This is a genomic window from Paenibacillus sp. VT-400 (assembly GCF_001029205.1).
GTDB classification, from domain to species: Bacteria; Bacillota; Bacilli; order Paenibacillales; family Paenibacillaceae; genus Paenibacillus; species Paenibacillus amylolyticus.
The window spans coordinates 1-26,170 of the sequence record NZ_LELF01000069.1 but is presented as its reverse complement, the minus strand read 5'-3'; the positions used below and the strand labels follow the sequence as shown (position 1 = coordinate 26,170).

At 47.7% G+C, this 26,170-nt stretch carries 25 protein-coding genes and 1 rRNA gene; 25 read left to right on the top strand and 1 reads right to left on the bottom strand.

The window, feature by feature from the left end; translation table 11 throughout:
• Nucleotides 1–53: 53 nt before the first annotated feature.
• The 23 genes from EL84_RS30135 to EL84_RS30025 all read left to right on the top strand — a co-directional run bounded on the left by EL84_RS30135 (nucleotide 54) and on the right by EL84_RS30025 (nucleotide 24,127).
• Entirely contained in the window at nucleotides 54–806 is a 753-nt protein-coding gene (locus EL84_RS30135; RefSeq protein ID WP_036668461.1) for a VWA domain-containing protein, read from the top strand.
• Nucleotides 790–1,737, top strand: coding sequence for a serine/threonine protein kinase (locus EL84_RS30130; protein WP_036606117.1), 948 nt, complete (start codon nucleotides 790–792; stop codon nucleotides 1,735–1,737). The genes EL84_RS30135 and EL84_RS30130 overlap by 17 nt, the downstream gene beginning before the upstream one ends.
• A gap of 44 nt (nucleotides 1,738–1,781) precedes the next feature.
• Nucleotides 1,782–3,221, top strand: a complete 1,440-nt coding sequence (gene tilS / locus EL84_RS30125; RefSeq protein ID WP_047844512.1) for a tRNA lysidine(34) synthetase TilS — start codon at nucleotides 1,782–1,784, stop codon at nucleotides 3,219–3,221.
• Nucleotides 3,222–3,273: 52 nt separating this feature from the next.
• Nucleotides 3,274–3,813 (top strand): hypoxanthine phosphoribosyltransferase, encoded by a 540-nt coding sequence (gene hpt, locus EL84_RS30120; protein ID WP_047844511.1) that lies wholly within the window; start codon nucleotides 3,274–3,276, stop codon nucleotides 3,811–3,813.
• Nucleotides 3,814–3,913: 100 nt separating this feature from the next.
• Nucleotides 3,914–5,959, top strand: a complete 2,046-nt coding sequence (gene ftsH / locus EL84_RS30115; RefSeq protein WP_036606115.1) for an ATP-dependent zinc metalloprotease FtsH — start codon at nucleotides 3,914–3,916, stop codon at nucleotides 5,957–5,959.
• Between the two features lie 299 nt (nucleotides 5,960–6,258).
• Nucleotides 6,259–7,197, top strand: a complete 939-nt coding sequence (gene nadA / locus EL84_RS30110) for a quinolinate synthase NadA (RefSeq protein WP_036606114.1) — start codon at nucleotides 6,259–6,261, stop codon at nucleotides 7,195–7,197.
• Nucleotides 7,198–7,232: 35 nt separating this feature from the next.
• Nucleotides 7,233–8,873, top strand: coding sequence for an L-aspartate oxidase (gene nadB, locus EL84_RS30105; protein ID WP_047844510.1), 1,641 nt, complete (start codon nucleotides 7,233–7,235; stop codon nucleotides 8,871–8,873).
• Nucleotides 8,870–9,736: a carboxylating nicotinate-nucleotide diphosphorylase gene (nadC, locus tag EL84_RS30100; protein WP_047844509.1), complete on the top strand. Its 867-nt coding sequence runs from the start codon at nucleotides 8,870–8,872 to the stop codon at nucleotides 9,734–9,736. The genes nadB and nadC overlap by 4 nt, the downstream gene beginning before the upstream one ends.
• Before the next feature lie 6 nt (nucleotides 9,737–9,742).
• A complete protein-coding gene (locus EL84_RS30095) occupies nucleotides 9,743–10,513 on the top strand; it encodes a type III pantothenate kinase (RefSeq protein ID WP_036606111.1) in 771 nt (256 codons plus the stop codon).
• A gap of 103 nt (nucleotides 10,514–10,616) precedes the next feature.
• Nucleotides 10,617–11,507 (top strand): Hsp33 family molecular chaperone HslO, encoded by an 891-nt coding sequence (gene hslO / locus EL84_RS30090; protein WP_036606110.1) that lies wholly within the window; start codon nucleotides 10,617–10,619, stop codon nucleotides 11,505–11,507.
• A 23-nt stretch (nucleotides 11,508–11,530) separates the two neighbouring features.
• Nucleotides 11,531–12,481 (top strand): peptidyl-prolyl cis-trans isomerase, encoded by a 951-nt coding sequence (locus EL84_RS30085; RefSeq protein WP_047844507.1) that lies wholly within the window; start codon nucleotides 11,531–11,533, stop codon nucleotides 12,479–12,481.
• A 345-nt stretch (nucleotides 12,482–12,826) separates the two neighbouring features.
• Nucleotides 12,827–13,765: a cysteine synthase A gene (cysK, locus tag EL84_RS30080; RefSeq protein WP_036606108.1), complete on the top strand. Its 939-nt coding sequence runs from the start codon at nucleotides 12,827–12,829 to the stop codon at nucleotides 13,763–13,765.
• A gap of 140 nt (nucleotides 13,766–13,905) precedes the next feature.
• Nucleotides 13,906–15,513 (top strand): anthranilate synthase component I family protein, encoded by a 1,608-nt coding sequence (locus EL84_RS30075; protein ID WP_047844506.1) that lies wholly within the window; start codon nucleotides 13,906–13,908, stop codon nucleotides 15,511–15,513.
• Between the two features lie 65 nt (nucleotides 15,514–15,578).
• Entirely contained in the window at nucleotides 15,579–16,154 is a 576-nt protein-coding gene (gene pabA / locus EL84_RS30070) for an aminodeoxychorismate/anthranilate synthase component II (RefSeq protein ID WP_036606106.1), read from the top strand.
• A 1-nt stretch (nucleotide 16,155) separates the two neighbouring features.
• Nucleotides 16,156–17,040 (top strand): aminotransferase class IV, encoded by an 885-nt coding sequence (locus EL84_RS30065; RefSeq protein ID WP_047844505.1) that lies wholly within the window; start codon nucleotides 16,156–16,158, stop codon nucleotides 17,038–17,040.
• The gene (gene folP, locus EL84_RS30060) at nucleotides 17,037–17,900 is read left to right on the top strand and encodes a dihydropteroate synthase (protein WP_047844504.1); all 864 of its coding nucleotides are present in this window, start codon (nucleotides 17,037–17,039) and stop codon (nucleotides 17,898–17,900) included. The genes EL84_RS30065 and folP overlap by 4 nt, the downstream gene beginning before the upstream one ends.
• A gap of 135 nt (nucleotides 17,901–18,035) precedes the next feature.
• On the top strand, nucleotides 18,036–18,398 hold the full coding sequence (gene folB, locus EL84_RS30055; RefSeq protein WP_036606103.1) for a dihydroneopterin aldolase: 363 nt from the start codon (nucleotides 18,036–18,038) through the stop codon (nucleotides 18,396–18,398).
• 9 nt (nucleotides 18,399–18,407) lie between these two features.
• Entirely contained in the window at nucleotides 18,408–18,956 is a 549-nt protein-coding gene (folK, locus tag EL84_RS30050; RefSeq protein ID WP_047844503.1) for a 2-amino-4-hydroxy-6-hydroxymethyldihydropteridine diphosphokinase, read from the top strand.
• The gene (locus EL84_RS30045) at nucleotides 18,917–19,111 is read left to right on the top strand and encodes a helix-turn-helix domain-containing protein (protein ID WP_036668438.1); all 195 of its coding nucleotides are present in this window, start codon (nucleotides 18,917–18,919) and stop codon (nucleotides 19,109–19,111) included. The genes folK and EL84_RS30045 overlap by 40 nt, the downstream gene beginning before the upstream one ends.
• Before the next feature lie 96 nt (nucleotides 19,112–19,207).
• Nucleotides 19,208–20,227 (top strand): tRNA dihydrouridine synthase DusB, encoded by a 1,020-nt coding sequence (gene dusB, locus EL84_RS30040; protein WP_047844501.1) that lies wholly within the window; start codon nucleotides 19,208–19,210, stop codon nucleotides 20,225–20,227.
• A 251-nt stretch (nucleotides 20,228–20,478) separates the two neighbouring features.
• Nucleotides 20,479–20,958 carry a transcription elongation factor GreA gene (gene greA, locus EL84_RS30035; protein WP_036606099.1) on the top strand — a complete coding sequence of 160 codons (480 nt, stop codon included), beginning with the start codon at nucleotides 20,479–20,481 and terminating at the stop codon, nucleotides 20,956–20,958.
• Nucleotides 20,959–21,073: 115 nt separating this feature from the next.
• The gene (lysS, locus tag EL84_RS30030; RefSeq protein ID WP_047844500.1) at nucleotides 21,074–22,585 is read left to right on the top strand and encodes a lysine--tRNA ligase; all 1,512 of its coding nucleotides are present in this window, start codon (nucleotides 21,074–21,076) and stop codon (nucleotides 22,583–22,585) included.
• Nucleotides 22,586–22,789: 204 nt separating this feature from the next.
• Complete coding sequence (locus tag EL84_RS30025; protein ID WP_036606097.1) at nucleotides 22,790–24,127, top strand: TrkH family potassium uptake protein; 1,338 nt, start codon at nucleotides 22,790–22,792, stop codon at nucleotides 24,125–24,127.
• An 85-nt stretch (nucleotides 24,128–24,212) separates the two neighbouring features.
• Here the strand turns inward: EL84_RS30025 and EL84_RS30020 are convergent, their stop codons facing one another.
• Nucleotides 24,213–24,809, bottom strand: a complete 597-nt coding sequence (locus tag EL84_RS30020; RefSeq protein WP_321163462.1) for a TetR/AcrR family transcriptional regulator — start codon at nucleotides 24,807–24,809, stop codon at nucleotides 24,213–24,215.
• A gap of 80 nt (nucleotides 24,810–24,889) precedes the next feature.
• Here EL84_RS30020 and EL84_RS30015 point away from each other — a divergent pair, with 80 nt between their 5' ends.
• Together EL84_RS30015 and EL84_RS30010 are read left to right on the top strand one after the other, a co-directional pair.
• Complete coding sequence (locus EL84_RS30015; protein WP_047844499.1) at nucleotides 24,890–25,441, top strand: hypothetical protein; 552 nt, start codon at nucleotides 24,890–24,892, stop codon at nucleotides 25,439–25,441.
• Nucleotides 25,442–25,880: 439 nt separating this feature from the next.
• Nucleotides 25,881–26,170: ribosomal RNA gene (locus tag EL84_RS30010) — 16S ribosomal RNA — on the top strand; the annotation flags it as partial.

Here is a 26,170-nt window from a genome sequence, read left to right as displayed (position 1 = left end):
CTGGCAATGCTAGTCATAGAGTTGGAGAGTAACGAATAACGGAGGGATATCGGATGAAGCAAATCTTATTGATCACCGACGGTTGTTCCAATGTAGGACCAAGTCCGGTGCTGGCAGCGGCCGAAGCGCTGGAAGAGGGGATTACGGTTAATGTGGTTGGCGTGATTGATTATGGAACCATTGGTGAGCTGGGTAGCCGGGAGATTGAGGATATTGCCAGAGCCGGAGGTGGAATCAGCCAAATTGTAGGTACACGTCAGCTTGCCCATACGATGCAGATGATGACAAGGAAAACGGTGGTTCAGACCATTCAGCAGGCGGTTAATAGAGAGTTAACACAAATTTTGGGAGAGAAGGAGCCCAAAACGGTAACCGATCTGGAGCCTGCACAACGCGCCCGGGTCGTGGAAGTGATGGATGATATGGCTGAAACTACAGCCTTACAGGTTATATTGCTAATCGACGTCAGTGCCAGCATGAAGCCCAAACTGGCTGCGGTAGAAGAAGGCATTCGCGATTTAATGTTGAGTTTGCAGGCGCGTATAGGTCAAAGCAAGCTTTCCGTATTTCATTTTCCGGGACGACACAGTGGAGAAGATGCGGTAATGGATATTGACTGGACAACGGATCCAGGCCGTGTTCGGTCCTTGTTTGGAAGGTTGCAGATGAAGGGTGCAACGCCGACAGGTCCTGCAATTCAGAAGGTGATTGATTTTTACCGTTATGGTACACTGGAGAAACAGCAGGAAATAGAAGGGAACTATCGCATTGAAAGAGAAGGGATGCTCGGTGACAACGTTGTCTGACGCCTCTTTCCCGCCAGGAACAGTGGTTACAGGGAAATGGAATCGCAGTCGTTACACGATTCGGAAGCTACTGGGCAAAGGAGCTAATGGCATCGTTTTTCTTGTCCAACGGGGTGAAAATGGCAAACACTACGCGTTAAAAATGGGATTTGATCCGGTTGATCTGCAATCGGAAGTCAATGTGCTCAAATCTTTTCAACTACAGCGTAATCATGAGGCCCTTCGGCAGAGCGGCATTCCTTCCTATCTTAAAGATGTGGATGATTATGCCGTTCGTGGCCGGGATATTCCCTTTTATGTGATGCGTTACGTTAGAGGTGAGGCACTTCATCACTTTATTCGGCGTCAGGGGACAGACTGGACACTTCTGGTGGGACTTAGACTCTTGCAGAAGCTGGCACAATTGCATCAGGCGGGATGGGTGTTTGGTGATCTCAAACCTCAGAATGTGTTGGTATCCGACTATGGGCAGGTGGAATTGATCGACTACGGCGGAGTTACGTCGATTGGTCGAAGCGTCAAACAGTTCACCGAATGGTATGATCGGGGCTTCTGGAATGCAGGCAGCCGTACGGCAGATGGTACCTATGATGTATTTGCATTTGCATTATTATTGATTCATGTACTTGAAGCAGACGCGCTCAAGGCACTGGCGGCCGAAGGATTACCGCAACTGCGAAGTGTGAATCAGCTCGTAGCGCTGGTGGAGCGCAGTGAACGACTGGGTCCTTTTCGCAATTGGACAACTCAGGCATTACGAGGTCAGTTTCGTGATGCAGGTCATGCTGCACAAGGGTGGAAGGAAATGATGGCACGCCCCACGCCTCTCCGCCGTCGTTCCAAAAGTACAACACCGCGCTGGCTTATGAACGCATTCGCTGTATCTGTGATATTACTTATTGGAGTGCTCATCTATGCACTACTTTTCTGATCTGTGAGAGTGCATATACATAACGCAAGGAATGAGGAACAGGTATGGAGGCTTTACGCTGGAACATGCTGGTGAAGAACGTACTGGATGCAGCGGAAGAGCATCAGTTATGGGTTCCCGGGGATCGGATTGTCGTCGCAGTATCGGGCGGGCCGGACTCGGTAGCTTTTTTGCATATCATGCACGAGATTAGCAAGCGGCATGTGCCACTTGAATTGATCTGTGCCCACGTGCATCATGGCTTCCGGAGTGAATCTGATGATGAAGCGGAGAAAATGATGGAACTGGCACAACAGCTTGGTATTACATTTGAATGGACCAAGGCCGATGTACCTTCATATATGGAGCTTACGGGTCAGGGACCACAGGAAGCAGCCCGCAACAAGCGATATGCCTTTCTTCATGAAGTGGCTTCCAAATATAATGCGGCAAGCATCGCTTTGGCACATCATGCCGATGATCAGGCGGAGACAGTCATGCTTCATTTGCTTCGTGGAACCGGCTTGTCGGGACTCTCAGGAATGAAGTTTAAAAGACGAGAAAAAAATGTGGAACTTATTCGTCCATGCCTTCGTATAAACAAGACAGACCTTGTAGAAGCTTGTAATACCCAGGGTTTTATGTATTTCAATGATGAGAGCAACGCCCTGCGTAAATATCGGCGTAATGCCATTCGCTTGGATGTGCTTCCTTTTTTGGGGCAGTATAATGGACAACTCACGCCGTCATTGAATCGGCTTGCCGAAATTGTGGGTGATGAAGACGATTTCATGGAGCAGAGTGCATATGACACATACAGGTGTCTAGTGCAGGTGAACGGCGGAAGGCAAACCTTTGAGGTGCCTTCCTTCTTGAAGTTACATGTCGCTTTACAACGAAGGTTGATTAAACTAATATTGAATTATCTGCCTTTGGACAGTGATTTTGTCGACTTTACCCGTATAGAAACCATTCGACGCAAGGTCATGGAGACCCATGTGACGACCTGGAGCCTGGATATAGGACAGACACTCGCCTGCACTCGGGAGTATAATCTGATTTCTTTTGGCATACGGACGGACGTACAGGATCAATCTTACGAGTATCGTCTTGCGCAATGGAGTGGAACTTATGAGCTTTCACTCACCCCAATTAACCGGTATATTCGGTTGATGACGGTGAGTCCCGAGGACTATCATGTACCGGAATCGGCGGATCAAGCCGCGTTTGATGCGGATCAACTGCTTATGCCGCTGGTTGTGCGTTCACGGTTACCTGGAGATACCATGAAAGTGATGGGATTAAACGGAAGCAAAAAGGTGAAAAATATTTTCATCGATGAGAAAATCCCCCCATCTGTCCGTCCACGTATTCCTGTGGTATGTGATGGAGCAGGTCATATCATCTGGTTACCGGGTGTTCGACGGTCCAGTGTGGCTCCTGTCAGGGAGGGCACTTCCGCAATCCTGTACATGACTGTAGGCGATTCAGCGATTCAGGGGTAGTGGTTATGGTTCAGGTAAGGCTTTCATAGTATAACTTAGGAGGTTCGCACAGTTGCAGAACGACATTCAGGAAGTATTGATCAGTGAAGAAGAAATTCAGAGTAAAGTCAAGGAATTAGGCGCAACACTAAGTGCCGAATATGCAAATCGCAATCCTTTGGTCATTTGTGTGCTCAAGGGTGCGTTTATATTTATGGCTGATTTGGTTAAAAACATAACGGTACCTGTTGAAATGGATTTTATGGCGGTATCCAGTTACGGCGCTTCCACCAAGTCATCAGGTGTTGTCAAAATCATTAAGGATCTGGATGTATCCGTTGAAGGACGGGAAGTTCTGATTGTCGAAGATATTATCGACAGCGGACTTACACTCAGCTATCTGATTGAACTGCTAGAAAACCGCGGTGCCGAGTCGGTGCGAGTGGTTACGCTGTTCGACAAGCCTTCAGGCCGTAAAGTTGAGTTGGAAGCTCATTACACAGGCTTTGACATTCCTGACGCGTTCATCGTTGGTTACGGTTTGGATTTTGCGGAGAAGTACCGGAACCTGCCCTATATCGGGATTTTGAAGCCGGAAGTCTATAGTAACTAATATCCTGCCCGACCCAAGCCTTGAGCTGTTCTTGGCTTCTGTTGAGAAGCCATGTCGGGCTATGTTAAAATAATTAAAGTGTCTCGAGAGGAGGTAGGGGATGAATCGGTTCATCCGGAATTCTGGTTTTTATTTGATTCTTTTTTTAGTTGTGGTGGGGATAGTCCAGTTCGTCAGCAATGGCGGCGAAGCCACCGATAATCCTAGATATGATCAGTTGCGTGCAGCGATCAAAGCCAACAATGTCTCTGAATTGACGGTTCAATTCAACGGTCAAACGTATCTCGTGACCGGTCAATACAAGAAGGCACCTGATGGCGCCAAATCAGAAAATTTCTCAACGTATATTCCTCCTACGGATGAGGCAATTAGTGAGCTTGTAGCTGCAAGTGAAACTAACAATTTCCAATATCATCAGGAGCCAATGAAAGGTGACAGCATCTGGTTGACGTTGCTGACTTCCTTTATTCCTTTGATCATTATGTTCCTGCTGTTCTTCTTCCTGTTTAATCAGGCTCAAGGCGGCGGCGGTAAAGTAATGAACTTTGGTAAAAGCCGTGCTCGTCTCTACAACGAAGAGAAGAAGCGGGTTACATTTGAAGATGTTGCGGGTGCTGACGAAGAGAAACAGGAACTTGTTGAGGTTGTAGACTTCCTCAAGGACCCTCGTAAATTCGCAGCAGTAGGTGCGCGGATTCCTAAGGGCGTATTGCTCGTAGGGCCTCCAGGTACCGGTAAAACATTGCTCGCTCGTGCCGTAGCCGGTGAAGCGGGTGTACCATTCTTCACTATTTCAGGTTCCGACTTCGTGGAAATGTTTGTCGGTGTCGGTGCATCACGTGTACGTGATTTGTTTGAAAATGCGAAGAAAAATGCCCCATGTATCATCTTTATCGATGAGATTGATGCTGTAGGACGTCAGCGTGGTGCTGGTCTTGGTGGTGGTCACGATGAACGTGAACAGACACTCAACCAGTTGCTCGTTGAGATGGACGGATTCGGAGTTAATGAAGGTATTATCATCATTGCCGCAACGAACCGTGCAGATATTTTGGACCCTGCCTTGCTGCGTCCAGGACGTTTTGACCGTCAAATTACGGTTGACCGCCCTGATGTAAGAGGTCGTGAAGCTGTCCTGAAAGTACATTCCCGTAATAAACCACTGACCAAAGATGTGAAGATGGATATTATCGCGAAGCGTACAACAGGTTTCTCTGGTGCGGATTTGGAGAATCTCTTGAACGAAGCGGCATTGCTTGCAGCGCGTCGTAACCGTAAAGATATTTCCATGAAGGAAGTTGACGAAGCGATTGACCGTGTCATCGTTGGTACGGAGAAGAAAAGCCGTGTCATCAGTGATCGCGAGAAACGAATCGTTGCTTATCACGAAGCAGGTCATACCATTGTTGGATACTTCCTCGAACATGCTGATATGGTACATAAAGTGACCATTATTCCGCGCGGACGTGCGGGTGGATATGTAATCATGTTGCCAAAAGAAGACCGTATGCTGGTTACCAAGCAGGAATTGCTGGATAAAGTAACCGGACTTCTCGGGGGTCGTGTAGCTGAAGAATTGTTCATCGGAGAAATTGGTACTGGTGCATACAGTGACTTCCAGCAAGCGACAGGTATTGTTCGCAGCATGGTTATGGAATACGGTATGAGTGAGAAATTGGGACCTATGCAATTCGGAAGTTCACAAGGACAGGTATTCCTTGGTCGGGATATCGGTCATGAACAGAATTACTCGGATTCCATTGCTTACGAGATTGATCAGGAAATGCAACGCTTTATCAATGACTGTTATGAGAAGTGTAAGGACTTGCTTGTTAAACATTCAAAAGAGATGCACCTGATCGCTCAAACTTTGCTTGAGGTTGAGACTTTGGAAATGGATCAGATCAAGCAATTGATCGAAACAGGTTCTTTGACTCCAAAAGCAGAGAATGACAATGATGGTGAAGGCACACCAACTGAAGGCGGAGAGCCAATCATCGACACCATCGGTGATGTGCGTGTTCGTATTCAAGGTAAAGATGAAACGCCTGAGCCACCAGCCGGAGATATTCCAAACGAAGCTCCGAATCTGGAAAAGGGTAATAACAATAACCCGGATGATGGCGGAACTAAGCCAACGTCTTAATACACAATACATCTGGCTATGATAGCAGGTGAAATCAAGAGAGCCCTCGAGGCTCTCTTTTTTTATCCATTATTTTAAAAGAGGATAGATAAAGATAAACGGGAGTTAGATGGCGAACCAGTTAGCAAACAGGTGGTTACAGCGCTGTCCCGGGCCTTTTTCATTTATTGACAGAGTCGTGAACGTTGTGTAAATTAGTTGTTAAACCGCTTGTGATTCGTTTCTCAAGCGAAGATAACGACTTAGGTTAGCCCACGAAACAGCGCATGACGCTGTCCCGATAAAGGAGAGGATCACAGGTGGAAGCTCTGGCTTTAGAGCGCAAGGCTGAGATGAACCGCGAGCTGCGTGAGCGGCTTATGGTGTTGAAGAAGGAACGTAATGCCATTATTCTTGCCCATTATTATCAACGTGACGAAGTACAGGAGGTTGCCGACTTCCGTGGAGATTCGTTTCTGTTAGCCCAGAAGGCAGCACAGACAGATGCGGATGTGATCGTTTTCTGTGGTGTTCATTTTATGGGTGAAAGCGCTAAAATTCTTGCGCCAAATAAAACAGTTATTATCCCGGACGAACGTGCGGGCTGCCCAATGGCAGATATGGTGAATGTGGATGGACTACGCAAATTGAAAGCACAACATCCTAATGCCAAGGTGGTTACGTATATCAATTCCTCGGCTGAGATCAAAGCAGAGACTGACATCTGTTGTACATCGGCGAACGCAGTCCGGGTTATTCAATCGGTGGATTCCGACGAAATTATCTGGGTACCGGATAAAAACCTGGGACATTATGTGCAGCAGCATACAGACAAGAAAATGATTATCTGGGAAGGCTACTGCAACACTCACGATATGCTTACAGTCAAAGATGTGGTGGAGATGAGAGCCAAGCATCCCAATGCGGAGTTTGTTGTCCATCCAGAGTGTCGCCCTGAGGTTGTAGAAATGGGTGATTTTGTAGGCAGCACAACAGCTATTCTGGAGTATTGCAAAAATTCATCAGCGAAGGAATTTATCGTAGGTACCGAAGATGGTACAGGATATCAGCTTCGTCTGGATAGTCCGGATAAACAGTTCCACTTTGCTACCAAGTTCCTCGTATGTCCCAACATGAAGGTGAACAACTTGAAGAAACTGGTGAAATGCCTGGAAACGATGAAGCCGCAAATCTACGTGCCACCGGCCGTTGCCGACAAAGCCAGAGAATCACTAGAGCGCATGTTGTTGGTAAAGTAGGATGCGCTACTCTTGCTCCAAGACAGGTGAATAACATGATACCGCAATATTTAGTTGATTTTGATCTGTCTGCGCTACCCATGGTAGAGACGGATGTACTGGTTATAGGCTCAGGGATTGCTGGTTTGTTTACTGCCATTAAGGCAAGTGGACAACAACGTGTATTAATGATCACGAAGAAGTCATTACTTGAAAGTAACACCAGATATGCGCAGGGAGGCATCGCTGCGGTTATTGCTGAGGATGATTCACCTGCTTACCACTTGCAGGATACACTTGTAGCAGGAGCGGGCTTATGCCGCTCCGAAGCGGTAGAGGTATTGGTGAATGAGGGGCCGGACGGAGTGAAGGAACTGATTCGTTTGGGTACTTTATTTGATCTGGAGAACGGCGAGTTGGCGTTGACGCAGGAAGGTGCGCATAGCCACCGCCGTATTTTGCATGCCAACGGAGATGCAACAGGATATGAGATTGTACGTGCGCTTGCTGTTGAAGTGAATGAGCATCCCGGGATTGAAGTTTGGGATGAGCATTTTGTTGTTGACCTGATTACGGATCGAGATCGAGGGGAATGCATTGGCGCTCTGGTTCAGAAGGATGACGGATCGCAAGTGTTCGTGAAGGCACAGGCAACCGTTCTTTGTTCTGGTGGGGCAGGACAACTGTACCGATACACGACGAATCCGGATGTAGCTACTGCCGATGGTGTAGCCATGGCTTATCGGGCTGGGGCTATTGTTCGTGACATGGAATTTATCCAATTCCACCCCACCTCTCTATGTTACCCTGGGGCCCCGCGTTTCCTTGTGTCAGAAGCCGTACGCGGCGAAGGAGCATATTTGCGCAATGTGAAGGGTGAGCGCTTCATGGATCGTTATCATGCCCAGCTTGAACTGGCCCCACGAGATATCGTGGCACGAGCGATTGTTAGTGAGATGGAGTCCACCAACAGTACCTTTGTGTACTTGGACATTACACATGAACAGCCAGAGATGATCAAGCATCGGTTCCCTACCATATATGAGACTTGTATGCGTTATGGATTAGACATGACAACGGACTGGATTCCCGTTGCACCTGCTGCCCATTACATGATGGGTGGAGTGAAAACGGATTTAAGTGGAGAGAGCAGCATCTCCCGATTATTTGCTTGTGGCGAGGTGTCTTCTACAGGAGTGCATGGAGCCAACCGCCTGGCAAGCAATTCTTTATCAGAAGCGATTGTATTTGGGCGGAGAATTGTTGATCGTATTCAATCTCTCCCTCCGCTTGGTTTATTACAAGTAAGAGGGGCTGCGCATTCATCTGTGGACATGAATAACAAGGTCAATAAGATCACGGAAGAGCAAAAGCCGGTATCCGAAAGACGTTTACGATTACAGAAAATGATGGTTCGTCAGGTAGGCCTGCGCCGGAATGGTGAGGACCTGCAGAAGGCCATGGACAAGCTGCAACAGGAATTGCAATTTTTTGATCAGACACTCACTCATAAGGAAGAGCTGGAGTATGCCAACCTTCTGACCTGTGCCTGGTTAGTTACCAGCGGGGCATTACACCGCGAGGAGAGTCGGGGGGCTCACTATCGTGAGGATTTCCCGGCGCGTGATGATATCGTGTGGCAGAAGCATAGTCTGCAACAGCGAGAACAAGCGATTGTGGAGGAATTGATGTCATGATACTGAATGGATATAATGAAGGGCTTATCGAATCGATCAAAAACTGGCTTCGTGAAGATGTTGGTGCAGGTGACGTTACAACAAGTGTGACGATCCCGGCAGGCAACCAATCCAAGGCCATTATACACGCCAAAGACAATGGTATTATTGCAGGCATGATCGTAGCTGAACTTGTATTTCAAGTCGTTGATCCTGATCTTGTATTTACACCGAAGGTAACAGACGGAGACCAGGTCACCCATGGCACGATTTTGGCCGAGGTAGAGGGAAGTACACATTCACTGCTTACGGGGGAACGACTGGCACTTAACTTGCTGCAACGTATGTCCGGAATAGCTACGCGTACGCGTGCCTACGTGGATGTGCTGGATGGTCTTGAGACCAGGCTCGTGGATACACGTAAGACAACGCCGGGCCACCGACTACTTGAGAAATACGCGGTGCGCGTGGGTGGCGGAGCGAATCATCGATTTGGACTGTACGATGCCGTTATGATTAAGGATAACCACATCAAGGGTGCAGGCGGAATCACCGAGGCGGTACAGCGTGCGCGAACCGTTATCCCACATACGATGACGATTGAAGTGGAGACTGAAAATCTGGAGCAGGTGAGAGAAGCCTTGCAAGCCGGGGCAGATATCATTATGCTGGATAACATGCATCCAGAGCGGATGCGTGAAGCGGTTGAACTTATTCGTGAACAGGCTCCTCATGTGAAGGTTGAAGCATCCGGTAACGTGTCTCTTCAGACCATTCGTGGTATTGCAGAGAGTGGTGTGGATGTAATTTCGGTTGGCAGGTTAACCTATTCCTTTGAGAGCCTGGATATTAGTCTGGATTTAAATGAAAAGAAAGAGGGGTGAACCTCTTTGATTCTAGTTGTAGACGTGGGGAACAGCAATATGGTGCTCGGCGTATATCAAGGCCGGGAATTGCTGCACCACTTTCGTCTGAGTACATCACGTCAGTCAACAGTGGATGAATACGGCGTATTGATTTATAATTTATTTCATATGTCCGGCATCAGGGCAAGTGACATCGAAGGTGTCATCATCTCATCTGTGGTTCCGCCACTGGTGAATGTAATTGAAGCGATGTGTGAGAAGTATGTAGGCAAAAAAGCTTTGCTCGTTGGGCCTGGTATCAAAACTGGCTTGAATCTGCGATACGAGAACCCTCGTGAAGTGGGTGCAGATCGTATTGTTAATGCAGTGGCAGCCGTTGAGAAGTATGGCGGCCCTCTCGTCGTGGTCGATTTCGGTACCGCAACGACTTTTGACTGTATTGACGAGAAAGGCCACTATCTGGGGGGAGCTATTGTACCTGGCATTCAGATCGCCACTGAAGCGCTCTATGAGCGGGCATCCAAGTTGCCTCGTATAGAGCTGGAGAAACCTAAAAAGGTTATTGGCCGTAATACTATTCATGCCATGCAAGCAGGTATTATATATGGCTATGCAGGGCAGGTAGATGGTATTGTAGAACGTATTCGCGAGGAGATGGGAGCGAAGCCCCGAGTTATCGCGACGGGTGGTCTCGCTACACTTATCGCAGAAGAAACCCGTAGTATAGAGGAAGTTGATCCGCTGCTTACGCTTGAAGGGCTGCGTATTATATATGAGCGGAACCGGGAAAGGTGAGCATAGTGACGGCATACAGCGGGCTGAGATTACAGCTTAAGTGTTGTGCCGTTTTTTCTGTGTTACGACTATTATGGCGATACGCCAAAGGAGGCTGAATGACTTGGAAAACAACAACAAGCATGACCGGTTAATTCGTGGTACAGCAATGAATGGAAAGGTAAGAGCCTTTGCTATCCAGACTACGGAACTGGTTGAGGAACTACGCAGAAGACACGATACGTTTCCCACGGCTACAGCTGCCATGGGGCGTACGGTTACAACAGCAGCCATTATGGGTGCAATGCTTAAAGGTGAAGAGAAGTTAACGGTACAAGTCAACGGTGATGGGCCCATTGGACAGATTGTAGCTGATGCCAATGCGAAAGGCGAAGTACGAGGATATGTTTCTAATCCGCATGTACATTTGCCAAGCAATAGTGTGGGGAAACTGGACGTTGCAGGCGCGGTTGGAACGGAAGGTTTCATCAACATAACGAAGGATTTGGGACTGAAAGAACCATATCGTGGCAGTGTGCCTATTATTTCAGGAGAACTGGGCGAAGACTTCACGTACTACTTTGCGCAATCGGAGCAAACACCTTCTGCTGTAGGCGTTGGTGTGCTCGTTGATACGGATAATTCCGTTATTGTCTCAGGTGGATTCATTATGCAGCTGTTGCCGGGATTGACAGATCCAGAGATCACGGCGATCGAAAACGCCATTAGTACGTTGCCGCCAGTGACGACGTTGCTGGAGCAGGGACTTGAATTGGAAGAGTTGCTTCGCCGATTGTTGCCAGATGTACAAGTGATGGAAGGATTGGATATTCATTTTAGCTGTGAGTGTTCACGTGAGCGGGTAGAGAAGACATTAATCAGCCTGGGCCAAACGGAGATGGAGCAATTAATTGAAGAAGAGGGCCAGGCTGAAGTGGTCTGCCAATTCTGTAATGAAGCCTATGACTTTAACAAAGAACAACTTGAGACCATCCTAGAGCAAGCCAAGAACTGATCTATGCGGGGACGGGATGCGGAATGACAAGACAGGAAAAAGGGTTGTGGACGGCTGTAATTGTCTTGACGCTAGGTATGCTGGTCATGGGTAGTGTGATGGCTATGCATGGTCTCAGACAGGGCAAAGACGAGGCAGATGCATCCCATGATGCTAATACGGAAGAAGGAAGCACCGTAGCGACGATCAACGGAGAAGTTATCACGGACAAAGAGTGGACCGATGCGCTGAAACGACGTTACGGCAGTGAGTTATTACTCCAGATGTTAAACCGTAAAGCAGTATATGCCGAAGCAATCGAACGCAAGCTGATCGTCACTCCCCAAGAGATTGCAAGAGAACTTGCCGCCGCGATGGATGGGTATGATTCAGAGAAATCATATTTTGACGAAATGAAGTCTCAATTGGGTCTGTCGAAACAGGAACTTGAGTTGGAAGCCGGCTACAGGCTGCTGCTTGAGAAAATCGCAACGATCGGCATACAGATCAAGGATGCAGATATTGAGCATTACTGGACTGAACACCGTGAGGATTACGTTTCCCCCGAGAAATATGACTTGTCCATCATCGTAGTGAAGGAAGAAGATGAAGCCAATTCCTTACTGGATGCGTTGGAGAAGGGGGAGGACTTTGAAGAAGCTGCTCGCAAGCAATCGACAGACAGCTTCTCTCGTGACGCTGGTGGGAGGCTGGGGTGGATTGAGCGGAATGATCCATTCCAGTCAGAAGAAATCCTTCAACTTGCTGCCGGGCTGGATGTAGGCGATATTGCCGGACCGGTTCGAGTGGAAGAAGGTTATGTTATTATCAGACTTAATGATAAAGAAGAACGCCAGGTGCAATCGGCCGAAGAAGTCCGTGAGGAGATTCGAATGCAACTGGCTCTGAGTCAGGCTGATCCGTTGCCGCAGGTAGAGCAAATGCTGCGTAACAAGTATGAAGCCGTAATCCTGTCCGAGATTCCTGCCTCCTGAATGCAATGGAAAAGATTGTCTCGTACTGCTGCATCTTGATAAAAATACTCTGTCTGCGGTCTTAGGGCCAAAGGCAGAGTATTTTTTTTTGAGTACTCATATTGACAATAAGGGTTAACGTTGATAAGATGAAAATAATAAATACCTACTCGTTTACTCGGATATAAAAGATTTATTTATGAACAAAGAAACTTTCGGAAACCTCCGCCCTGCTAGAAATCTTGGCAGTAAGGGATAGGATCAACAGGATTTCCGCAGTTCTTCTATAACAGCTAGAGGCTACCGGCCGCACAGTATAGGTTAACAGGACTCAAGTTTTATTCATCCACTAAGGAGGGCATTCATATGGCTAAAGTAGTTAATAACGTAACAGAACTCATCGGAGGTACTCCGCTTGTTCGTCTGAACCGTATCGTACCTGAAGGCAGTGCTGAAGTATTCGTGAAGCTGGAGTACCAGAATCCAGGTTCAAGCGTGAAAGACCGTATCGCAATTAGCATTGTGGAAGAAGCGGAAAAAGAAGGCAAGCTAAAACCAGGTGATACCATTATTGAAGCAACAAGTGGTAACACGGGAATTGGACTCGCGATGGTGGCTGCAGCCAAAGGCTACAAGTCCGTTATTGTAATGCCTGAGACGATGAGCTTGGAGCGTCGCAACTTGCTTCGTGCGTATGGTGCTGAGCTTGTGCTTACACCTGGAGCTGAAGGCATGAATGGTGCTGTTAAAAAAGCCGAAGAACTGCTGAAAGAAAACCCTTCCTATTTCATGGCTGAGCAATTTAAAAATAAAGCCAACGTGAAGATCCACCGTGAAACGACTGGCCCTGAGATTGTTGAAGCAATTCAATCTGTAGGCGGTACGTTGGATGCTTTCGTTGCAGGAATCGGTACAGGTGGAACAATTACAGGTGTAGGGGAAGTGCTGAAAGAAGCTTTCTCTGGTATTAAAATTGTTGCAGTTGAGCCAGCAGCTTCGCCAATTCTGGCGGGCGGCAAACCAGGACCACATAAGATCCAGGGGATTGGCGCCAACTTTATCCCTGAGATTCTGGATCAGGAAATCTATGATGAGATCATTCACATTGAGAATGATGATGCATTCGAGACGGCTCGTCAGGTAGCGAAGGAAGAGGGCATCCTGTCCGGTATTTCTTCCGGTGCGGCGATCCGTGCAGGTCTTCAGGTTGCGAAACAGTTGGGTGAAGGTAAGCGCGTGGTCGTAATCGTGCCAAGTAACGGCGAACGTTACCTCAGCACACCTCTTTACAACTTCGAAGGCTAAGTCTACAAATGACAAAACCAATCCTCCTTGCCCGTATGACGGGTATGGAGGATTTTTGGCGTAATGCTTTTAAAAGGGGCGGCGCTTTAGTATACTATCAGACAATAGAACTAGCGACAGATGGAGGGCGGCACACCGCAATGACACACCTGATGACAACATACGCCGACTGGATGGAGTGGGCTGAACAAGGCTGGACCATGATGCCCTATATCACGAAGTCGGATGAGGGACCGTATCATGGCGGTTTACCGTTATCGTGGGAGGCAGCCTGGAAGCAGGCGTCACCATACGCAATTGTGCTGGAGAATGGCAAAGGCGGGAGATATACATTTCTGGGGTTAGACCCCGTATCCGTTATTTCCGGCAAGGGTCAAGAAGCGGTTATTCATGATGTGACGCAAGGAGCCACCTCGACGGACAGCGGCAAGCCGCTTGATGTATTGAAGAGATGGACTGCCCCGTATAGTGCACCCAAGGTTAATGGGGCTCCAGACTTTGGGGGTGGATACGCAGGTTATCTCAGCTACGATGTAGCAAGATCATTGGAGAAGCTCCCAGATTTGGCTGAGGATAACCCGGCTCTGCCGGATTATTGGTGGATGCGCTTTGAAGAAATATGGGCGTATGACCATGAGCAGCAGGCACTTTTCTGCATGGTTCATCTGGCTATAGAGCCTAACCGGAACGAAACTGATATCCGTAGTCTATATTCAGCGGCAGAAGCACGAGCGACAGCGATGCAGAAACGTTGGCTTCATATTATGGGGGCTGCTCAGGCTGAGGAACAACAACAGGCACTGGAACGCCGCAACAAGCAGGTCAATCGTACCCCGCAGCCTGAAGATGCGGAAAGGGAATCGGAAGGATGGGAAACCTCCTTTCCCCAGGAGGACTTTGAACAAGCTGTGCGTACGGTACAGGAATATATCAGGCAGGGCGATGTGTTCCAGGTGAACCTGTCCTTGAGACAGGAAAAGCGGCTTCATTCGAGCGCTGAGCATATTTATGAATGGCTGCGCCTTGTGAATCCATCACCGTATATGGGAATGCTGCGTAGTCCAGACTTTCAACTGGTAAGCGGATCTCCCGAGCTTCTGGTCAAAGTGGAGAATGGCAAAGTCAGTGCACGTCCCATCGCAGGGACCCGAAGAAGGGGCCGGGATGAAGCAGAGGACAAAGCTATGGCGGATGAACTGCTCAGCAGTGAGAAGGAACGGGCGGAGCATATTATGCTCGTTGATCTGGAACGGAATGATATCGGACGGATTGCAGCCTACGGTTCGGTTCATGTGCCTGAATTGATGACCATCGAGAAGTATTCCCATGTCATGCATCTCGTTTCCCAGGTGGAAGGCAGGCTGGCAGAAGGGTTATCCGTATTTGATGTGATCGCTGCGACATTCCCGGGTGGAACGATTACAGGAGCCCCAAAAGTCCGCACCATGGAGATTATCGAGGAACTTGAGCCTGTGCGGCGTGGGCCTTATACGGGTTCCATCGGGTGGATGGATTACAGTGGGAATATGGAATTGAACATTGTCATTCGTACACTTGCCATTAAGGACGGTATTGGTTATGTACAGGCCGGGGCAGGGATTGTTATTGATTCCGATCCATATCGGGAATACAAGGAATGCCGCAACAAGGCAAGAGCCATGATGAGAGCTGTGAATTACAGCGAAGAGGCGGAAGCAAGCAGAGCTATTGAACAAGAACAAGCGAAAAGAACAGAAGCTGTTAACTAAAATAAAATAAAATAAAACGAAGCAACCGTCACTTGCATTGACGGAAGATGAGGAGGAGCAGGCATATGATACTGGTTATCGATAATTACGATTCTTTCACGTATAACCTGGTTCAATATCTGGGTGAACTGGGCGAGACGGTGGAAGTTCGCCGCAACGACGAGATTGATCTGGCAGGCATAGAGGCACTGGCACCTGATCATATTCTGATCTCTCCGGGCCCGTGTACACCGAATGAAGCAGGCATTAGCTTGGCAGTCATTGATCATTTCAAGGGAAGCATTCCGATCTTTGGTGTGTGCCTGGGGCATCAGTCCATTGGACAAGCGTTTGGTGGCAATGTCATTCGTGCGGAGCGTATGATGCACGGCAAAACATCCGAGATGCACCATAACGGGACTTCGGTCTTTGCCGGATTGCCATCTCCATTCACAGCTACCCGTTACCACTCCCTGATTGTCGAGCGCAGCAGCTTGCCTGACTGCCTGGAGATTACAGCGGAGACAGCTGAAGGTGAGATTATGGGTTTGCGCCACAAAGAATATGCGATTGAAGGGGTTCAATTCCACCCGGAATCCATTATTACAGACCATGGTCATCAGATGCTTCGTAACTTTTTGTCCCAACAAGTGAAGGTATAACATGCAATATGCCGCGATAAATGGAGAGTTGGTCAATATGGCGGCGGCCGTGGTTCCTGTAACGGATCACGGCTTTTTGTACGGACTTGGACTGTTTGAGACGTTCCGGACGTATCAAGGTGTCCCATATCTTTTGGAACGGCATCTGGAGCGCATGGCCTCGGGGTGTAAGGAACTTGGCATTCCTTTTACAACGACCGCGGCAGAGGTGACAGATTGGATTCAACGTTTGATGGATGCGAACGGACTTCGGGATGCGTATGTGCGATACACGGTATCAGCCGGTGAAGCACCGCTAGGCTTACCTTCTGGTGATTATTCAAAGCCAAATCATATCGTACTGGCAAAAGCATTACCTGAACCTTCTCCCTCTTTATATGAAAGCGGCAAAATGCTCCAACGGTTGTCTACACCTCGCAACACGCCCGAAGGAGAAGTTCGGTTCAAGTCGCTGCATTATATGAACAGCATTCTGGCGAAACGGGAGCTTAATGGATACGGGCAGTATGTGCAGGGTGCAGAAGGGCTACAATTAACCCGGGATGGTCATATAGCGGAAGGGATCGTCAGCAATGTGTTTTGGGTACGGGAAAATGTTCTCTACACGCCAGCACTCTCAACCGGCATTCTGCCGGGTATCACGAGAGCTGTGGTAATGGAGATTGCCTCGCAGCAAGGAATCCCCTGCATAGAAACGTTAGCTTCCTGGGAGGATCTCCTGCAAGCAGATGAAATATTTCTAACCGGCTCGGTGGCCGAACTGGTTCCGGTGACAACTCTGCGGGATCAGGACGGAGCCGAAACGATAATTAGCAATGGACATATTGGCCCGGTTACAGCAGTCCTTCTGGGTATGTACCGGCAGAAAGCGGGGTATACTTCATGACACTTACACCTGTCATCTATGAACGGAACTATGCATGGGGGCCAGCTGAATTGAAGCTGGGTACAAGAACACAGATTATGGGCATTCTTAACGTCACGCCTGACTCGTTCTCGGATGGTGGACGTTATACCAACGTGGAGCGGGCGGTTGCCCATGCCAAGAAGATGATGGAGGATGGGGCGGACCTGATTGATATCGGCGGGGAGTCCACCCGGCCAGGTTCAGATATTGTGGGCGCCGATGAAGAGCTTAGCCGAATTATTCCGGTTATTGAAGCATTGCATCAGCAAGCCCCGCACATTCCGATATCGGTAGACACGTATAAGGCCGATGTTGCACGTCAGGCTATTCTGGCCGGTGCTCATATTATTAATGATGTGTGGGGTGCCAAGACAGATCCAGATATGGCCCGCACGGTAGCCGAACTGGGGTGTCCCATCATTTTGATGCATAATCGGCAGGATCGGAATTACACCGATTATCTGGGTGATGTCGTCAGTGATTTGCAGGAGAGTATACAAATTGCGTTAACAGCCGGCGTGAAAGCAGATCAAATTATCCTGGACCCGGGCATTGGTTTTGTGAAGGATCTCGGAGAAAATCTGAAGCTCATGTCATCGCTCGGTTTGCTCAATGAAATGGGGTATCCCGTTCTGCTAGCCACCTCACGCAAAAGATTCATCCAGAACACTCTGGATGTCGGGGCGGATGATGCGCTGGAAGGAACCGCTGCGACCGTTGCATTTGGCATTGCCCAAGGCTGCCAGATGGTTCGGGTTCATGATGTGAAGCCGATTCGGCGGACGGCAGACATGTGTGATGCCATGTTGTATGCTTCTCCGGGTATACGGAGGAAATAATGCTGGCGGGTCCCTGGTGACCCGTCCAGTGGAAGCGCAGCGTTTTTCAAAGGCGAAGCTAAGGCATAACTTCAAATAGATTAAAATTTCAATATATATAGAGGGTAGGCGGATCGTATGGATCGTATGGATCGTATGGATAGAATGGTATTGCATCGTATGGAGTATTACGGCTATCATGGTGTTTTTGCAGAAGAACGGAAGCTTGGGCAGCGGTACTATATTGATCTGGAGATTGATATGGACCTGGGTGAGGCCGGACGTAACGATGATCTGACCAAAACGATTAATTATGCGGAGATCCATGAGCTGGTAAAACAGATTGTAGAGAATAAGTCATTCCAGTTAATTGAAGCTTTGGGCGAACATATTGCATCTTCCTTACTAGACACTTATACTATTATCAATGCATTGACAGTCAAGGTGACGAAGCCACATCCGCCATTCGATATTCATTTTGAGGGCGTAACGGTAGAGCTTCGCCGCACAAGAAAGTGAGAACCGATCATGATTGCACATTCGACCTCTGAATCTTCAGAGGCTTATATTGCTTTAGGGGCCAATTTGGGTGACCGGGAACAGACGCTGTTTGAAGCATTGTCTTTGCTGGATGAACACCCTCATATATCCGTTCTGCGTTGTTCTGCACTATATGAGACGGAGCCTGTAGGATATGTAGATCAGCCTGCATTTCTGAATATGGCAGTCGCCGTACAGGCGATGCTGACACCTGAGCAGTTGCTCACGGAATTATTGGATATCGAGAACCGTCTCGGTCGTGTTCGTGATATTCGCTGGGGACCGCGCACCGTTGATCTGGATCTGCTCTGGATGCACGGTGAGACGCGAGATACCGAATTGCTTCAATTGCCTCATCCCCGCATGGGAGAACGGGCTTTTGTACTGGTACCACTGTCGGATATCGTACCGGAGGGCGAGATTTCAGGTTTGTATACCTTTGTACACTCATCGTTGTCTGTACTGGATGGAAAGGATGGAATACAGCTTTGGAAAACATGCAATTGGCCAACCGAATCCGGGCATTCCGGAAGCTGAAAGGTTTAACACAACATGAACTTGCGGCCGAGACCGGCATCTCGCTGGCCATTCTGGGAACCATTGAACGGGGAAACCGTAAGGTATCACAGCAAGAACTCGATCGAATTGCTGGTGTGCTGGCAATCAGTATCGAGGAGTTGCGGGGCAACTAGGACCGTTTCGGTTTCGCCATGTTACAACAACCAAGACACTGATCGAACTTTATATCGTGATATATACAGAATTAAAAAAGGAGTGGAACGACTACCGTGCTTAACATTGGTGGCATTGAAATGAAAAACCAGGTCGTACTTGCGCCGATGGCTGGCGTATGTAATCCGGCTTTTCGTTTGATCGCAAAAGAATTCGGAACAGGTCTCGTATGCGCGGAGATGGTGAGTGGCAAAGCCATTGTCCATGGCAACCAGCGTACACGTGAGATGTTGTTTGTAGATGAGCGTGAGAAACCGCTGAGCCTTCAGATTTTTGGGGGAGATCGTGATTCCCTTGTAGAAGCAGCCAAAATCGTGGACAAAGAAACCAATGCAGACATCATCGATATTAACATGGGATGCCCTGTGCCAAAGGTAACGAAATGTGATGCCGGTGCACGTTGGTTGCTTGATCCGAACAAAATCTATGAGATGGTATCCGCTGTTGTGGACGCGGTGGAGAAGCCGGTGACGGTCAAGATGCGTATCGGCTGGGATAACGAGCATATCTTCGCGGTGGAGAATGCGCTCGCGGTTGAACGTGCTGGCGGACAGGCGGTAAGTGTACACGGCCGTACGCGTGAGCAACTCTATACAGGCACAGCTGACTGGTCACACATCAAAGATGTAAAAGAAGCTGTCTCTATCCCAGTGATCGGCAATGGTGATGTCCATACACCAGAGGATGCACGCCGTATGCTGGATGAAACGGGTTGTGACGGAGTTATGATCGGTCGTGCCGCCCTGGGTAACCCATGGATGCTGTATCGTACCATTCAATACTTAAGCACGGGGGAATTGCTTCCTGACCCGAATGGCGAAGAGAAGATCCGTGTTGCCATCCTGCATATGGATCGCCTGATCGCATTGAAGAATGAGACAGTTGCCGTACGCGAGATGCGTAAACATCTGGCTTGGTATTTGAAAGGCCTGAAAGGATCTGCCCGCATCAAGGATGTTATTATGGAAGGAACCAAGCGGGACGAGATGGTACAGATTCTGGAGAACTTTGTGAGTCAGCTGAAAAGCGAAGGTAATTTGGAGTCAGAACCGGTAATCACCGGAAATGCATCTTAATTATAAACGCATCTGTAAAACGTTTACACCTATAGGGGACGTAACATTGACTTTTCGAGATCGTTCCCCTATAATTTCTCAGTATAAATTCGCCATGTGCGTTAATAAGGCTATAGCATCAGGAGGAATATTCTATTTCTCTGGAGAACTTCATATAGTTTTGAAGATGTATGCGAGCGGAGCTCTGTAACAAGCACTGATTCCGTTGCCGTACAATCAAATTTATTCCCATGACAGGAGAATCGGTTGAGATGAGCGACAAGGAAGTTATCCTTACACCAGAAGGACTCAAGAAGCTGGAAGAAGAATTGGAAACATTGAAATCAGTGAAGCGCCGCGAAGTGGCTGAACGGATTAAAGTAGCCATCGGGTATGGAGATATCAGTGAAAACTCTGAATACGAAGACGCGAAGAATGAGCAAGCTTTCATTGAAGGACGTGTAATCACGTTGGAGAAATTGCTTCGTAACGCGCGGATTATTAACAGCGACGAGATCGATACCGATGCCGTAAGCGTGGGTGCAACCGTCACTGTAGAAGATCTGGAGTTTGGCGACATCACGGAATATACGATTGTAGGTACTGCGGAGGCAGACCCCCTTCAGAACAAGATATCGAATGAGAGCCCTGTAGGTAAAGCGATTCTGGGCAAGAAAAAAGGTACAGTTGTTGATGTAAGTGTGCCTGCTGGCGTAATTCAATATAAAATTATGGACATTAAAAAGCTATAGCAACGAAGCAGTTGGGCACGGTAAACAAAAGCTTCCTTAGGGAAGCTTTTTCAACATTAGAGGAAAACGTCCTCTCGCGATGCCTGCAATGTAAATAAGGAGATGAATACAGATCATGACGGATGAAGTCTTGAATCAGGAAACCGAACTTAGTGAGCTTTTACAAATTCGCCGTGACAAATTGGACGAGCTCCGCAAATTGGGAATCGACCCTTTTGGCCAAAAATACGTACGTACCGAAGAAGCCGGCTCCATTCTGAAGAAGTATGAAGAACTGACCAAGGAAGAGCTGGAAGAGAAGCACATCGAAGTCAGTATTGCCGGACGGATTATGGCGAAGCGGGGAATGGGTAAAGCAAGCTTCGCACATATTCAGGACCTGAGCGGCAGAATCCAGATCTATGTTCGTCAGGATAGCGTGCCTGAAGACAAGTATGCGGCATTTAGCCTGCTGGACCTTGGCGATATCGTTGGGGTAACGGGTGTGATCTTTAAGACCAAAACAGGTGAAACTTCTGTCAAAGTGAAAGATCTTGAAGTGCTGTCCAAATCGCTCTATCCGCTTCCGGATAAATTCCATGGTCTCACCGATGTAGAGCTGCGTTACCGCCAGCGTTATGTTGACCTGATTATGAGCCCGGACGTACAACAGACCTTTATCGCACGTTCCAAAATCATTCAATCGATGCGTCGTTATCTGGATTCCCTTGGATATCTGGAAGTGGAAACACCTACGTTGCATACGATCGCAGGAGGAGCGGCAGCACGTCCGTTCATCACACATCACAATGCGCTAGATATGGAACTGTACATGCGGATTGCGATTGAACTTCACCTGAAACGTCTGATTGTTGGCGGACTGGAGAAGGTATATGAGATCGGCCGTGTATATCGGAATGAAGGTATGTCCACACGTCACAATCCCGAGTTCACCATGATTGAATTGTATGAGGCATATGCCGACTACAAGGATATTATGCAATTGACGGAGAACCTGGTTGCTCATATTGCACAGGAAGTACTGGGTACACAAGTGATCCAGTATGGAGATTATGAAGTAGATCTTACACCGCAGTGGCGCCGTGTTACGATGGTGGATGCAGTTAAGGAAGTTGTGGGCGTTGACTTCTCCGTACACATGACGGATGAGGAAGCACATAACTTGGCGAAGGAACATAAGGTTCCGGTTGAGAAACATATGACATTTGGTCATATTCTGAACGCGTTCTTTGAAGAATTTGTAGAAGAGACGTTGATTCAACCGACATTCATTATGGGACATCCTCTTGAAATCTCACCACTAGCGAAGAAAAATGATGTAGATCCGCGCTTCACGGATCGCTTCGAATTGTTCATCGTTGGACGCGAGCATGCCAATGCCTTCACAGAGCTGAATGATCCAATCGATCAGCGTCAGCGCTTTGAAGCACAGATGCTGGAGAAAGAACATGGGAACGACGAAGCTCATGAGATGGATGACGACTTCATCCGTGCGCTCGAATATGGTATGCCACCAACAGGCGGATTGGGAATCGGGGTTGATCGTCTGATCATGCTGCTTACCAACTCCCCATCGATTCGTGACGTACTGCTCTTCCCGCACATGCGTCCTCGTACGCAAGATTAAATAAGGAACGTAGGATACGTTCATAATAGAAGAGGAACCTGCCGTTCAGTATCATGCTGGGGCAAGTTCCTCTTTAGGTTTACATAGACGCTAAAAATAAAGTTTGTCAGAAGGCCCTTGCTCACAGCACACCATTAGGGTAACACCGCGTCTTGAAATTGTTAGATTAACCTGTTCGTATTTTTGTTAAAAGAGGTGCCCTTCATGAAGTTCAGGCTTCACTTTGCCAAATTCTTATCTCCTCCGTTAATTCTGGTCGGTGGTTTTCTGCTTATCATTGCGATTGGAACGGTGCTTCTCATGTTGCCAATCTCCAACCAAAGCGGTATGCATTTGGCGTTTATTGACGCGCTCTTTACATCAACCTCTGCCGCATGTGTAACTGGACTTGTCGTTGTGGATGTAGGGACGACGTTTAATTTGTTTGGTCAGATCGTCATTATGGTATTGATGCAGCTTGGTGGACTCGGATTCATGACCATGGCTACTCTCTTTGCACTTGTATTGGGCAAGCGAATCTCACTCAAGGACAGGTTATTACTCAAAGAAGCCATTAATGCAGACAGTATGGAAGGGATAGTACGCATTATTCGCAAGGTGTTGATTTTCTCCTTTACCATTGAAGGGGTGGCGGCTGTCATACTAGCGCTGCGCTGGGCGACGGAGATGCCATTGGGTCAGGCCGTATACTATGGAATATTCCACTCTGTTTCATTGTTTAATAATGGTGGATTTGATCTGTTTGGTAACAGCTTCCAATACTACACTGGAGATTGGATATTCAATGTGACCGCTTCTGTGCTCGTTGTCTCTGGTGGACTGGGTTTTGTTGTATTGAATGACCTGTTTGAGTATCGCAAACGCCGCCGTTTATCTCTTCAGTCCAAACTGGTGCTGTCTGTATCCGGAGCGCTGATCGGTATAGGAGCGATTGTGTTGTTTGTTTTCGAATTCACCAATGGACATACACTGGCTTCACTCACATGGAGCGAGAAGATCTATGCGTCCTTCTTCCAGTCTGTCTCTACACGTTCGTCGGGAACGAGCACAATCGATATCACGGAGATGAGGCAGGCTACCCAATTCTTCTTCATTCTGCTGATGTTTATCGGCGCTTCCCCAGGATCGACCGGGGGCGGAATCAAGACGACTACATTCCTGATCATGATTGGTGCGGTGTATGCCATGATTCGGGGAAATAAGGATATTGTGTTTTTCCGCCAGCGTGTTCCGAAAGAACTGCTGATGAGGGCGTTGACCATTATTATGGTTTCTCTGATCATATTCATGATCGTGGTGATGCTTCTGCTTACGACAGAGGATGCGCCATTCCTTTCACTGATGTTTGAAGCTGCGTCCGCAATCGGTACCGTGGGTCTTTCTGTGGGAGTGACTGATGAGTTGACCAATTGGGGAAAAATCATCATTACCTTTACCATGTTTGTAGGTCGGATCGGGCCATTAACCATCGCGTATGCCCTTCGTCCGCGCAAAGAGAAGAAACTGTATCGTCATCCGGAGGGCCGGATCATTATCGGATAAAAAGAAAAACCGTCAGACATTCAGAACTAACTCCTGTTATCGTAACGGGTCTTAGTCACAACGAATGTGCTGCGGTTTTTTTGGTTTAACGGCACAAGGAAGCAAGATGCAAAGTGAGAACATCGTCCATGAGCTTGGCATTCATCTGATCCGGTCTAAGCACGGTATGTATGCCTAAGCCATCCACCAGTGCATACAATCTCTCGATCTCCAGTTCTTTGTCCAGATCGGGTCTGGAGAGGTCGTGCTTTATCAGGTAGTTGATAACAGAACCTACAGCTTGTCTAAGTTCATCATATACGGTATCAGCAAGTTCTTTGAGTGTAGGATCGGTTTTCGATCTGGCTGTAAAAGCGTACCACACCTCCATTTCGGCCAGCTTTTCTTCCGTGTTTGGTAAGAATTCGAGCAATAGGCATTTCATATTGTCCATGGGAGAGCCGGTAAAGGACATTTTTTGGACTCGATGAGACACCCGTTCAGATACCAAATTCATGGCATATCGTAGTAGTTCCGATTGAGTAGAAAAGTAGTGACGCATCGAACCGACCGAAACTCCAGCTTCTTCAGCAATATTTCGAACAGAGGCCTGTTCCATGCCATCTCTTCGTATAATACGCCAAGCTGCCTCGGCCACGAGCACGCGCTGTTTATCGTGATCAACAATTTTAGGCATAGGCATATTATATCACTGTTGATTATTATAGTACACACGTGCTAAATTATATTTAATACATCTGTATCATAAAAGGAGAGGCTGAAATGATTGGTTATTTCATTATAGGATGTGAGATTGCCTTTTGGGTTTTTGTGTTCGCGGGTCTGAGTGTCAGGTATCTCCTTGGCATGAAGCGAATAGGCATCGGTTTGTTAATGGCGACGCCGGTTATCGATCTGTTATTGCTGGTAGCTACAGTTATGGATCTACAGCGAGGAGCTACAGCAAGTATGATTCATGGTATAGCTGCGGTGTATATAGGAGTAAGCATTGCCTATGGTCACCAGATGATCGCTTGGGCGGATCGATATTTCCTATACTGGTTCAAGGGTGGAGAAAACCCTCGTAGCAACAAGTTGTATGGTAGAGAACATGCGAGTCGTGAGCGTAGTGGATGGTTTAGACATCTATTGGCTTGGGCTATAGGAAGTGCTTTTTTATTAGCCATGATATGGTGGATTGGAGATGCTGAACGTACAGCTGTCTTCAATAATCTGATCAGAGTGTGGGGAATGATACTGGGAATCGATTTTCTGATAAGCTTTAGTTACAGTTTATGGCCAAGAAAGGTTCCTGCTAGGAATGTTAAACATTAAAAAGTTAGGTGGACGTGCGTATGAACTTGCTAAGTTGGGAGAATAACATATGTACGTCCGTATTAGATCAAACCGATTGTTAATATAGTTTCAAAAAAAGACTTGCATTCAATATCTCTACATGGTATATTCTAATTCCGGCCAAGAAAACACGGTTTACACGGTGCGGCAAGCAAATGAAATAAGCTTCGAAAGAAACTTAAAAAAAGAGCTTGCAAAGTTGGTTCGGATGTGATAAGATATAAAAGTTGCTGAAGAGAACGACATTCGGTAACGAAATAAGTTTGATCTTTGAAAACTGAACAACGAGTGAGTAAACATTCTGCTTGCAGAATGAACGCGAAAGTTTGAGACAAGCCTTGGCTTGGATCGGCTGGAGCACAAATGAGATTTTTAATCTCGTCAGATTCAAAATGAGCTTATCGCTCTTTTCAATACTTTATTGGAGAGTTTGATCCTGGCTCAGGACGAACGCTGGCGGCATGCCTAATACATGCAAGTCGAGCGGACTTGAAGAGAAGCTTGCTTCTCTGAAGGTTAGCGGCGGACGGGTGAGTAACACGTAGGCAACCTGCCCTCAAGTTTGGGACAACTACCGGAAACGGTAGCTAATACCGAATAATTGTTTTCTTCGCCTGAAGGAAACTGGAAAGACGGAGTAATCTGTCACTTGGGGATGGGCCTGCGGCGCATTAGCTAGTTGGTGAGGTAACGGCTCACCAAGGCGAC

Excerpts from the sequence above, each read along its gene's own strand:
- EL84_RS30135 (WP_036668461.1), top strand. The coding sequence starts at position 54 with ATGAAGCAAATCTTATTGATCACCGACGGTTGTTCCAATGTAGGACCA.
- tilS (WP_047844512.1), top strand. The coding sequence starts at position 1,782 with ATGGAGGCTTTACGCTGGAACATGCTGGTGAAGAACGTACTGGATGCA.
- ftsH (WP_036606115.1), top strand. The coding sequence starts at position 3,914 with ATGAATCGGTTCATCCGGAATTCTGGTTTTTATTTGATTCTTTTTTTA.
- nadB (WP_047844510.1), top strand. The coding sequence starts at position 7,233 with ATGATACCGCAATATTTAGTTGATTTTGATCTGTCTGCGCTACCCATG.
- nadC (WP_047844509.1), top strand. The coding sequence starts at position 8,870 with ATGATACTGAATGGATATAATGAAGGGCTTATCGAATCGATCAAAAAC.
- EL84_RS30085 (WP_047844507.1), top strand. The coding sequence starts at position 11,531 with ATGACAAGACAGGAAAAAGGGTTGTGGACGGCTGTAATTGTCTTGACG.
- cysK (WP_036606108.1), top strand. The coding sequence starts at position 12,827 with ATGGCTAAAGTAGTTAATAACGTAACAGAACTCATCGGAGGTACTCCG.
- EL84_RS30075 (WP_047844506.1), top strand. The coding sequence starts at position 13,906 with ATGACACACCTGATGACAACATACGCCGACTGGATGGAGTGGGCTGAA.
- pabA (WP_036606106.1), top strand. The coding sequence starts at position 15,579 with ATGATACTGGTTATCGATAATTACGATTCTTTCACGTATAACCTGGTT.
- EL84_RS30065 (WP_047844505.1), top strand. The coding sequence starts at position 16,156 with ATGCAATATGCCGCGATAAATGGAGAGTTGGTCAATATGGCGGCGGCC.
- folP (WP_047844504.1), top strand. The coding sequence starts at position 17,037 with ATGACACTTACACCTGTCATCTATGAACGGAACTATGCATGGGGGCCA.
- folB (WP_036606103.1), top strand. The coding sequence starts at position 18,036 with ATGGATAGAATGGTATTGCATCGTATGGAGTATTACGGCTATCATGGT.
- folK (WP_047844503.1), top strand. The coding sequence starts at position 18,408 with ATGATTGCACATTCGACCTCTGAATCTTCAGAGGCTTATATTGCTTTA.
- EL84_RS30045 (WP_036668438.1), top strand. The coding sequence starts at position 18,917 with ATGCAATTGGCCAACCGAATCCGGGCATTCCGGAAGCTGAAAGGTTTA.
- greA (WP_036606099.1), top strand. The coding sequence starts at position 20,479 with ATGAGCGACAAGGAAGTTATCCTTACACCAGAAGGACTCAAGAAGCTG.
- lysS (WP_047844500.1), top strand. The coding sequence starts at position 21,074 with ATGACGGATGAAGTCTTGAATCAGGAAACCGAACTTAGTGAGCTTTTA.
- EL84_RS30025 (WP_036606097.1), top strand. The coding sequence starts at position 22,790 with ATGAAGTTCAGGCTTCACTTTGCCAAATTCTTATCTCCTCCGTTAATT.
- EL84_RS30020 (WP_321163462.1), bottom strand. The coding sequence starts at position 24,809 with ATGCCTATGCCTAAAATTGTTGATCACGATAAACAGCGCGTGCTCGTG.
- EL84_RS30015 (WP_047844499.1), top strand. The coding sequence starts at position 24,890 with ATGATTGGTTATTTCATTATAGGATGTGAGATTGCCTTTTGGGTTTTT.